Annotated in this window: 6 protein-coding genes and 1 pseudogene; all 7 read right to left on the bottom strand. The window is 67.4% G+C overall.

Annotated elements, in window-relative coordinates; all coding sequences use genetic code 11:
- Nucleotides 1–3,933, bottom strand: a pseudogene (locus QOD90_RS25015) (ATP-binding protein); the annotation flags it as partial.
- An 83-nt stretch (nucleotides 3,934–4,016) separates the two neighbouring features.
- Nucleotides 4,017–5,786 (bottom strand): MtrAB system accessory lipoprotein LpqB, encoded by a 1,770-nt coding sequence (gene lpqB, locus QOD90_RS25010; RefSeq protein ID WP_526354137.1) that lies wholly within the window; start codon nucleotides 5,784–5,786, stop codon nucleotides 4,017–4,019.
- On the bottom strand, nucleotides 5,783–7,432 hold the full coding sequence (mtrB, locus tag QOD90_RS25005) for an MtrAB system histidine kinase MtrB (RefSeq protein WP_526354135.1): 1,650 nt from the start codon (nucleotides 7,430–7,432) through the stop codon (nucleotides 5,783–5,785). The genes lpqB and mtrB overlap by 4 nt, the downstream gene beginning before the upstream one ends.
- A gap of 34 nt (nucleotides 7,433–7,466) precedes the next feature.
- On the bottom strand, nucleotides 7,467–8,153 hold the full coding sequence (gene mtrA, locus QOD90_RS25000) for a two-component system response regulator MtrA (protein WP_526354133.1): 687 nt from the start codon (nucleotides 8,151–8,153) through the stop codon (nucleotides 7,467–7,469).
- 57 nt (nucleotides 8,154–8,210) lie between these two features.
- Nucleotides 8,211–8,840, bottom strand: coding sequence for a dTMP kinase (locus tag QOD90_RS24995; RefSeq protein WP_526354131.1), 630 nt, complete (start codon nucleotides 8,838–8,840; stop codon nucleotides 8,211–8,213).
- A gap of 29 nt (nucleotides 8,841–8,869) precedes the next feature.
- The gene (locus tag QOD90_RS24990; RefSeq protein ID WP_526354129.1) at nucleotides 8,870–10,186 is read right to left on the bottom strand and encodes a lipase family protein; all 1,317 of its coding nucleotides are present in this window, start codon (nucleotides 10,184–10,186) and stop codon (nucleotides 8,870–8,872) included.
- 119 nt (nucleotides 10,187–10,305) lie between these two features.
- Nucleotides 10,306–10,806 (bottom strand): adenosylhomocysteinase (locus QOD90_RS24985; RefSeq protein WP_526354127.1); only part of this gene is annotated, 501 nt, incomplete at its 5' end.

The raw sequence follows: 10,806 nt of genomic DNA, 5'->3' as shown, positions 1-10,806 counted from the left end.
CGTGATGAACTTTCGCCGACTCTCGACGTCGATGTCGGGTGCGCAGAGCTGCTCGACTTCACTCCAAGCCTCGCGATTGAGCGCAGCGACCAGGCGGTCAATCATTCGTGTGCATGCGTTGTCCAGCTCGACTGGTGGTACTTCGGGTGGAGCCGGGGCAGCCGGGAGTTCGACGCCAAGCATCTTGCGTGCCGTCTCGGCAAGTGCCGCCGCACCTTTCAGTTCGTAGAGGCCGACGGCCTGTTCGGCGGCGGCTCGCGCCCCCGCGCCGTCGCCTGCGACCTCGAGGACCGTCGCCAAAGCCAGGCAGGCATCACCGTGATCGACCAGGGCGTCCGTGCGCTCGGCCACCGCGACGGCCTCCTCGGCCACCCGCCGGGCCTCGCCATGAGCACCACTGCGCGCCAGCAGCTGTGCCCGAACCGCACGCCAGGCGATGGATGCCCTAAACGCGTGGCCCGCAAGACGCTCACTCTCCGTGCATAATTCGTCGGCCTCGGCATCCTTGTCGAGCGCAAGACACGCTCTCGCCAACAGCGCGGCGGTCTCGGCGGTGTCAGCCTCTAGGCCCATGCGGCGGAAGCCGTGGTAGGCCCGTCGGAGGTGCGGCTCGGCGACCGCGGGATCGTCGGCGATCAACTCGAGAATGCCTGCGAACTGGTCAACTTCGAGCAACGCATGCCGCATGCCAAGCTCGGTGAGCGTGCGTCGCGCAGAGTCGAGCAGGCTACGGCCTGCGGCGGCGCGACCGCGCATCGCATCCAGTACTGCCTGGCAACGCGTCGACGTCGCCTCGACGACTGGCGAGCCCGTCGTGATGCGCAGCAGCCGAACGACATCCAGGCACCGGCCGCCCGCACGAGGTACCGGATTGGGACCCCACAGCGCGGCGAGTGGTGCACCCGCCAACACGGCGTTGACTCGGCGGTGTTCCCGCGCACGTCGCGCCGCCGTGAGTGCGTGGTCCAACGCCGTTTCGCAGTCGCCGATTCGGCCAAGGCGAGCGAGACAGCCGGCCCGGACGGTGTGAGCCTTGGCCTCCCCCGCGGCGTCGTCGAGTTCAGCGAGTTCCTCGGCGGCCGCCGCCAGCGAGGATTCGATTTCGTCCAAGCGCTCGGGATCGGTCAGCATCGAGAGCTGGCCGTCGAAGCACGCCCCCCATGCCGCGAGACGGGCCGAATCGCGCGTCGCCGCCTGCAATTGCGACACCGCGCCGGCCGCGGACCCCACATCCCCCGCCGCCAGCAGCGCCTCGCAGCGAGCGACCAGGAGTTCGGCCTGTTGGTCGTCGCGGTCGGGCAGCTCCTCGTCAACTTCCTCCAGCGCGTGGACGGCGCGGTCGTAGAGGTCGGCCGCGCCCTCGTAGGCCAGTCGTGCCATCGCTTGATCCGCGGCGCGCCTGCAGTAATCGACCGCCTTGGCCGCGTTCCCCGCCCACGCGCATTCGAAGTAGTGGTAAGCCAATTCGGCCAGCAGTTAGTCGTCCGCGCCGGGATCGGTCTCCAAGGTCGCGGCGATGCGCTGATGTAGCCGCATGCGTCGCACGGACGCCAGCTCGGCTAGGAGCGACTGCCGAACGAGTGCATGGTTGAACCGGTAGCGACCACCGGGCTCCTCGATGACGATGCCCGCCTTGCACGCCTCGTCGAATGCGTCGACGAGATCATCGTCGAGCACCCGCTCCACCAACTCGAGCGCAAACCGGCTCCCGACCACCGCGGCGGCCGCAAGCGCCTTGTTCGTCTCCGCCGGAAGCCGAGAAAGCCTGCGGCTCACGGCTTCCCGAACCCCCTGCGGTAGGGTGCTCGGGTCCCAACGGCCACCACTTTCCGCCACGTGGCGCAGCGCCTCGATGAGGAAGAACGGATTGCCTCCGGTCACCGACGCCAGCGCGCTGGCGAGTTCTTCATCGTCGAAACCGGCCTCCGCGAGGTATGCACTCACGTCGACGTCGTCCAGACCGCTCAGCTGCAGGCGAGTGGCTGAGCCGTCGCGGTTGAGGTCGGCGAGCATCGCCGCCAAAGGGTGGGAGCGGTCGAGGTCGGTACTGCGGTAGGTGCCGACGATCTGCACACGGGCATGCTCGCCGAAGCGCAGGAGGTGACGCAGGAGAAGCAGCGTTGGCTTGGCCGCCCAATGGAGGTCATCGAGAATCAGCACAACCGGTGCGCCGGTGGAGGCGACTGAAAGCACCGCAACGACGGCGTCGAAGAGTGCGTAGCGCTCGGTTCCCGGGTCCGCGCGCGCCGGCGCGGCGAGATCGGGCAGGACCTCGGTGAGCCCGGGCACCAATGAGAGGAGCGCTTCGACACCGCGCAGCCCACGCAGCCGACCCGCACCGAGGCTGGGAATGAGCGAGCGCAGGGCCTCCGCGAACGGCTGGTAGGGCGCGCCGAGGTCTTCGTCGCAACGACCGTAGAGGACGATGGCGCCCTGCTCGTAGGCGTGTCGGGACCATTCACCGGCGAGGCGTGTCTTGCCGACGCCGGGTTCGCCCGCGATCAGAACGGCGTGCGCGCCGCCGTCGACCGCGGTCTGCCAGGCGGACAGGAGCCGCTCGAGCTCAGGTCCTCGCCCGACGAACGGCCCAGAACCGGACAGCACCGTCGGCAGACCCGGCCGCTCCAAGGGCGGCTCAGCCGTGACGGCGCGAGAATCGTCGGCGGTCTCCAAGCGAAGCTCGAAGACGTGCTCTGGGCGTGCGAGGTTCTTCAGCTGTCGCATCCCCAGATCGGCGAGGATCACGTCATCGGACAATGAGTCGACGACGAGCTCGGCCGTCGCACCCGAGCACAGGATCTGGCCGCCCGCCGCCAGCGACTTCAATCGTGCAGCGCGATTGACCGCCCGCCCGAAGTAGTCGCCATCGCGCAACTCCACTTCACCGGTATGCAACGAGATGCGGATGCGCATCGGATCCGCCAGTGCCCATGGCTCGTGGCGGATCGCTTCCTGCAGCTCGATGGCGGCAGCAGCCGCCGCCGAAGGCCGATCGAAGACCGAAAACGTGGCGTCGCCCTCGCCGCGCGTCTTGATGAGCCGGCCTCCGCGGGACGTGACGACTTGTTCGACGACCTCGTCGTGGCGGGCGAGCGCCACTGCCATGGCGTCGGCGTCTGCCTCCCACGCGGCGGTCGACCCCTCGATGTCGGTGAGCAGGAACGTGACGGCACGCGTCACCGACGACAATTGCTGTGACACAGGGATTTCCAGGGCGTCGTCCTGCGCAACGATCGCGGCTTCGAGCCGACGAAGGTCCGGTGAAGGGTCGACGCCCAGCTCGTCGGCGAGCAACGACCGCGCACGTTGATAGGCGCCAAGGGCTTCACCCTGCCTGCCCGCCCGGTAAAGGGCGAGCATCAGCTGGCCCCAACGCCTCTCGCGCAGCGGCGCGTCGGCGACCGCGGCCTCGAGATCGCCGATGATCTCGGCGGCCCTGCCCGTCGCGAGCAGCGCATCAGCCCGGTCCTCGACTAGGGCGGCATGGCCCTCGATCCAGCGAGTCTTCTCCGACACACCACGCGAGCCGTCGGGCAGTTCGGGGGTGCCGCGCCAGAGCGTCAGTGCCTCGTCGAAGCGCGCCACCGCCTGGCTGGTGTCCCCGCCCGCGACGGCGTCGCGGCCCCTCCTGGCGGACACCGTGTAACGAGTGGCATCGATCTCGGTGGTGTTCAGCGTCCAGCCGGTGCCCTCCGTCAAGACGAAGCCGTCGCCCAGAGTGCGACGCAAAGCCGAGATGTGGGTTTGAAGCGCCTTGGCGGCGGTGCGCGGCGGATCATCGCCCCAAAGGAGCTCCACTAGCGTGTCTGCGGACACCACGGAGCCGCCGTGCAGTCCGAGCATCGCCAGGATGGCCCGAGGTTTGGCGCCAGGGATAGAGACCGGCAGGCCGTACTGCCGGACCTGAAGAGCCCCCAGAACCCCCAGTTCCACGGTTGAAAGCGTAGTCACGTCGCCCATCATCAGTGGGGCGATTCAACACGCGGTCAAGGTTGGGTAAAGGTGCCAATCGCCAATCAGCCGGGCAGTACTGGCAACGCCCCCGCCACCATCAGCGGGCGCACCTCGGTCCAGGTCAGGTCGTTCTCGGCAGCCGATCCCGAAAGCTGCAGCACCCCACGCTGATCCGCGACGTACATCGTCGACGGATTCGCTGCAACGGTCGACACGGGAGCGAGGAGGTTCTGACTCGGCCCGTCGGAGTTCACGCCGTCGAGGTTGACGTAGGACACCGGATGCTGCCCATCGGTTCGGCTGACCACGATGTCGTCACCGGAGCGCCACGACAGCGACACGGCGGTGTCCCCCAGCCCGAAGCCCAACCGTCGCGGATAGGTCAGCGCGTAGAGCCCGCCCTGAGTCTGCTCGACACCGGCGAGGATGACCTGCCCGTCGATGACCATCGCCGCTCGGGTGCCGTCGCGCGAGAGCTGTAGTTCCGACACCGGGCCGGGGAACTTCGTGAACACGGCGGTGGCGTCGACGGGTATCCGCGCAGGTTGCCCCGACGCCGCCTCCTGGATCACGCGCACGATGTTGTTGCCGTCCACCACCACCCAGATCGCGTCGTCCAGTGACCAACTGGGCCGCGACAGCGTGCGGCCGTCGATGGCTTGGGAGGCGTCGCCGCCGACCTGGCCGATCCAGAGGGACGACGCCATGTCCGGCGCACCGGGCCGCAGGGTCACCACCGACGCCGCCTCCTGGCCGCTGCGCGACAGCGTGGCCGCCGTCTGGCCCGGCAAGTCCCCGAAGGAACCGGGCACCCGCGGAGCCTTCTGCCCATCCAGCGATACCAGCGACCCGTTGATCAGGGCGTGCAGCCCCGCCGCCGCGCCGGGATCGGCACCGGGGTCGGTGGCGGCGACGTCAGAGGTGTTCCAGCCATCGGCGAACCGCTCGTCAAGGGCCGCGCCGTCGGTGTTGATCACGTAGGGCCCGTTCACACCCGATCTGTTCAACGTCCAGATGACTTGCGCGGCCAGCAACTGCCGCGAATGAGGATCGGTGGTGGCCAGATTCTCCAGGTCGATCCGAGCCCCGCCGTAGCCACGGCCAACGCCCGTCTTCCCGCCGTCGGCTCTGGTTACCGGACCCCGCAGCCGCAGCGGCGGGCCCAGCAGATTGCGCACGGTGTTGACCATCTCCGGCCGTGGCCCGGACACCAGCTTGGTCACCAGTTCGGTGGCCAGCTGATCAGGATCCGACACCGCCACGTAGCGCGGATCGGGAACGACGGTCTTGCCGGTCGGGTCGACGAAGTACAACGTGTTGCGCTTGTAGGTCGCCAGGAATTGTTGCCAGTCCAGAAAGACCCCGTTGGGCAACTTGTCGATGCGCCAGCCACCCGGCGTCTTCACCAATTCGATCTGACCGGGGTCGGGCAACGCCCCCTCGCCCGTCTCGAACACCCCGATGTCGGACAGCGACCCGAGGATGTCGGCCTTCATCGTGACCGAAACCCGTTCGGGATTACGCGTTTCGACGAACACCACGCGGTCGATCAGCAGCGCGCTGCCCGCGTCGTCCCACGCATTCGACGCCGACTCGGTGAGGAACTGCCGGGCAGCGAGATGCCGGTTGGCCGGATCAGCCGTCGCCTTGAGGAACTCGCGCAACAGGACGTCGGGATCCATGCCGGGGGTCGGGGTCGGCAGGCTTGGCGGGGCGGGCCGTTCCATGGTGCCGAGCGCCTGCGGCGCCGACGAAGTCGGGACACCGGCACATCCGGCGAGGGTCAACACGACGGCCAGCAGTAGCGAGACCGTCGGCCGCGCGCGCGTCACGTGTGCTCCGCCGCGGGTTCGCGCTCGCGAACCGACTTCGGTGACGGCTTGTCGGGCCCAATGGGTTTGAGCGGCAACGGACTCGCCGTCACCTTGTGTCCGCGCACCAACGGCAACGTCAGCCGGAAACACGCACCCTTGCCAGGCTCGCCCCACGCTTCGAGCCTGCCCTGATGCAGTCGCGCGTCCTCGATGGAGATGGCCAGCCCCAGCCCGGTGCCACCCGACCGCCGCACACGTGACGGGTCGGAGCGCCAGAAGCGGCTGAACACCAACTTTTCCTCGCCGGGGCGTAGTCCAATCCCGTAGTCGCGCACCGTGACCGCGACGGTGTCCTCATCGGCCGCCATCCGAATCCGGACCGGCTTGTGCTCGGCGTGGTCGATGGCGTTGGCGATGAGGTTGCGAAGGATGCGTTCCACCCGCCGCGCGTCGACCTCGGCAATGACGGCTTCGGCGGGCATGTCGACGATCAGGTCGACGGAGGCATCCTTGGCCAGGTGACCGACGTTCTCCAACGCGCTTCCCACCGTCAGCCGCAAATCCTCCGACTCGACCGACAGCTCTGCGACGCCCGCGTCATGGCGGGAGATCTCGAGCAGATCGCTGAGCAGTGTCTCGAACCGGTCCAGCTCGTTGACCATCAACTCCGTCGACCGGCGCAATGCCGGCTCGAGGTCTTCACTGTGGTCGTAGATCAAATCGGCGGCCATGCGCACGGTCGTCAGCGGCGTGCGCAGCTCGTGGCTGACGTCGGAGGTGAAGCGGCGCTGCAGGTTTCCGAACTCCTCCAGCTGGGTGATCTGCCGCGACAGGCTCTCGGCCATGTCATTGAACGACACCGCCAGGCGGGCCATGTCGTCCTCACCCCGCACCGGCATCCGCTCAGTCAGATGCCCCTCGGAGAATCGCTCGGCGATGCGCGACGCCGAGCGCACCGGCAGCACGATCTGGCGAGCCACCAGCAGTGCGATGGCAGCGAGCAGGCCGAGCAGCACGATGCCGCCGGTGGCCATCGTGCCACGCACCAAGGCGACGGTGCTCTCCTCGTTGTTCAGCGGAAAGATCAGGTACAGCTCGAGATTGGTCACTTGCGACGAGGTCGGACTGCCGACGATCAGAGCCGGTCCCGAGAAACCATCGGTGTGCACGGTCGCGTACTGATAGCTGACCTGCCCGGCCTTGACGAAGTCCCGCAGCGCCGCTGGGATCTGCTGCACGGGGCCCGCTGCGGTTGCCTCGCGCGGACCATCGCCTGGGACCACCAGCACCGCGTCGAAGGCGCCGGCAAGCCCCGCGCCAGTGTCGACCTTGCGATCGACGAGCGTGTTGCGCGCCAGTTGGAGACTGCTGTCCAGCGAGCGAGTCTCTTCGCCACCCACGATCCCGCTGACGGTGGTGCGCGCCCGTTCGATCTGCTCGGTCGCCGCACGCACCTTGATCTCGAGGATGCGATCGGTGATCTGACTCGTCAACACGAAGCCGAGGACCAGGATCACCGCGAGCGACAGCCCGATGGTGAGCGTGACGACACGCAGTTGAAGCGAGCGGCGCCACGCGAAACTGAGCGCCCGACCCAACGTGCCGAGGCCCCGCATCATGGGGGCCGAACGGCTCCGGATGCGCCGTCTCGAACCCCAGATCACCGCAGGCTCACGACCACGGCGGAGCCGTGAAACATCACGGCGGTCCGGCCTTGTACCCCACTCCTCGAACGGTGAGCACCACCTGCGGGTTCTCCGGATCTGTCTCGACCTTGGCACGCAACCGCTGGACGTGCACGTTCACCAAACGGGTGTCGGCGGGATGTCGGTAACCCCACACCTGTTCGAGCAGCACATCCCGAGTAAACACCTGCCGCGGTTTGCGTGCCAGCGCCACCAACAGGTCGAACTCCAACGGGGTCAGCGAAATCTGCTCTCCACCGCGGGTTACCTTGTGCGCGGGCACGTCGATCTCGACGTCGGCGATCGACAGCATCTCGGCAGGGCCGTCGTCATTTCGCCGCAGCCGCGCACGGACGCGGGCGACGAGTTCCTTCTGCTTGAACGGCTTCATCACGTAGTCGTCGGCGCCGGATTCCAGGCCGAGCACCACGTCGACGGTGTCGGTCTTGGCCGTCAGCATCACGATGGGAACACCAGAGTCGGCGCGCAGCACGCGACACACGTCGATGCCGTTCATGCCGGGCAGCATGAGATCGAGCAGTACCAAGTCGGGCCGCAGTTCACGGACCGCGCTCAACGCCTGCGTCCCGTCAGCGATCACCGCGGTGTCGAAGCCCTCGCCCCTCAGGACGATGGTGAGCATCTCGGCCAGCGACGGATCGTCATCGACGACCAGAATCCTTTGCCTCATGGAGCCCATCGTGTCACCGAAAAGCGATAAACCTGGGTTACCACACCGGGCGTTTTGCCGCCCATATCAGCCCGTCAGAACCTGCGCCAGGTCGTTCGGCACCACGTCGGGTCCGACGACCACCCAGCGCCCGCACCAATCCGCGGCCGCCAAGGCGGCGTAGGCATCACCCGTCCGTCGCTGTAGACCGTCGTCACGCTCGTAGGCATCGCGGGCACGATCCGCGTCGGCGGCCTCGCGCCGGAGCGCCCGTTGGGCGGCCAGCTCGGTGGGAACTGCGAGCAGCACCTGCCAATCGGGGGCAGGCATCGCGAAGCGCTCGAACTCCAACGCCCTCACCCAGGCGACCACGTCGCCGTCGACGTCCTGGTGCAGTCGCGCCGCGCTGTACGCGGCATTGGAGGCGACGTACCGGTCGAGGATCACGACGTCGTGTGCCGCGCGCAGCCGGTCGAGCTCAGCCTTGGCATCGGACCGGTCGAGCGCGAAGAGGGTGGCCATCGCATACACCGAGGACGACAGGTCCCCGTGTTCGCCATGCAGTGCCTCGGCGGCGAGGTCGGCGGTCACGGACCGGTGATAGCGCGGGAAGGCGAGACGGGCGACGGTCTGGTCTTGCGCCTCGAACGACGTCCGCAGTCCGTCGGTCAGGGTCCTCTTCCCTGCGCCGTCGACACCCTCGATCGCGATGAGCACGCCGCGAGCGTAACCGGTGCGCGCGAGCGTCAGAACTGTCCGCAGTTCGGCGTGGTCGGCACCCCGTTGAACCGGTCGGCGATCCACTGCATGGCACGCTCACCGTCGACCAGCATCGGCAACGCGTGGTTGATCACCAGCTTGTTGAGGAACGGCGGTTGCTCGTTGGTCCAGAACTCCACGTCCGCGCCTTGGGCGCACCAGTCCCGGCCCAGTTGATTGGCACCGGTCCACGGCACCAGCGGGTCGAACCGGTTGCTCAGGATCATCACCGGCGCATTGGGTTTCAGCTTGCCGATGCGCTGGAGGTCGAACAGCGATTTGAACGGCTCCTCTTCGACGAGCCCGGTGATGTCCTCGGTGAAGTACGGCTGCAGATGGCGGAACATGAACTTGGCGATGGTTTCGGCGATGCACTGGTCTTGGACCTTCTGCAGCAGATCTGCGCCCCGCGGGGTCATCTTGGCCCGGATCGCGTCCCCGAATTCGGGGTAGGTCGTGATCACGGAGTTGAGGGCATAGCCGACCACGCCCACGAGTGCGCTGCCGTCGGCGTAGGGGAACAGTTCCTTGAGGTCGGCGGGTGGCGCTCCCGCATAGGTGCCGACGACCTTCAGCTCTGGAGCGTAGGACGGCGCCAACTCCGCAGCCGCGGCCGCGGCTCCCCCGCCTTGCGAGTAACCCCAAAATGCCAGCGGCCCATGCGGATCCAGGGAGGTTCCGGGCAGTCGCATCGCGGCGCGGCCGGCGTCGAGCATCGCGTTGCCCTCCGCGACGCGGTTGACGTAGGTGTGCAGACCGGGGGTGCCGAGGCCCTGGTAGTCGGTCATCACGACGGCGAACCCGCGGGCCACCAACGTTGCGACGAACAGCTCCTCGTAGTTGAACGTGAAGTCGAGATACGGGGAGAAGTGGATGCCCTGATTGAACTGTCGCGATGGCGCACACTGGTCGCCCTGGCCCTGGGTGCCAGGACCGTACACGATCAGCGGGCGCGGCCCTTGCCCAGGCCAATCGTTGTCCGGCTCGAAGTACGTGCCGGTGACGGCCATCGGATTACCGCGAGCATCGGTGCTGCGGTACATGATTCGCGTGCCCGTGGCGACAATGGCACCGAGCTGGCCGGACGGCTCGAGCACCAAGCGGGACGGCTCGGTGCGGATGAGGTCGCCCGGCTGACCGGGCGGCAGCGGTTCGGGCGGGGTGTAGAAGGCGGTGTAGGAGTCCTCGTTGTACTTCGGGTCCCGCACGTCGTTGGTGGGGTCGGGCTCCGCGTGCGACGGCGGCGCCACTCCGAGGGCTCCGCACACCAGCAGGACAAGCAGAACCCCGACGACCCGACGCATGATGGGCGACCGTAACACCCGGGGGACGACGCCGAGCTACCTGCCGAAACTGCGGACAGATCGCACCTTTCGGCGTTTTGGCGATCTGCCCGCAGTTTCGATGCGGTACTGGGTGGAGATCAGTAGCGGTAGTGCTCAGGCTTGTACGGGCCGTCGACGTCAACGCCGATGTACTCGGCCTGCTCCTTGGTGAGCTTGGTCAGCGAGCCACCGAGAGCCTCGACGTGGATCTTGGCGACCTTCTCGTCGAGGTGCTTGGCGAGGCGGTACACCTCGTTGTCGTACTCGTCGTTCTTGGTCCACAGCTCGATCTGCGCGATCACCTGGTTGGAGAAGCTGTTGCTCATGACGAACGACGGGTGGCCGGTCGCGTTGCCCAGGTTCAGCAGTCGGCCTTCGCTCAGCACGATGATCGAGTGGCCGTCCTCGAAGATGAACTCGTCGACCTGTGGCTTGATGTTGATCCGGCGGATCTTCGGATCGCGCTCCAGGCGGGCCATTTCGATCTCGTCGTCGAAGTGGCCGATGTTGCCGAGGATCGACTGGTGCTTCATCGACTTCATGTGCTCGAGGGTGATGATGCCCTGGTTGCCGGTGGCGGTGATGACGATGTCGGCCCA

Origin of the sequence: Mycobacterium sp. (assembly GCF_032161845.1) — a bacterium.
GTDB lineage: Bacteria > Actinomycetota > Actinomycetes > Mycobacteriales > Mycobacteriaceae > Mycobacterium.
This window is presented reverse-complemented; position numbering and strand designations above follow the sequence as displayed.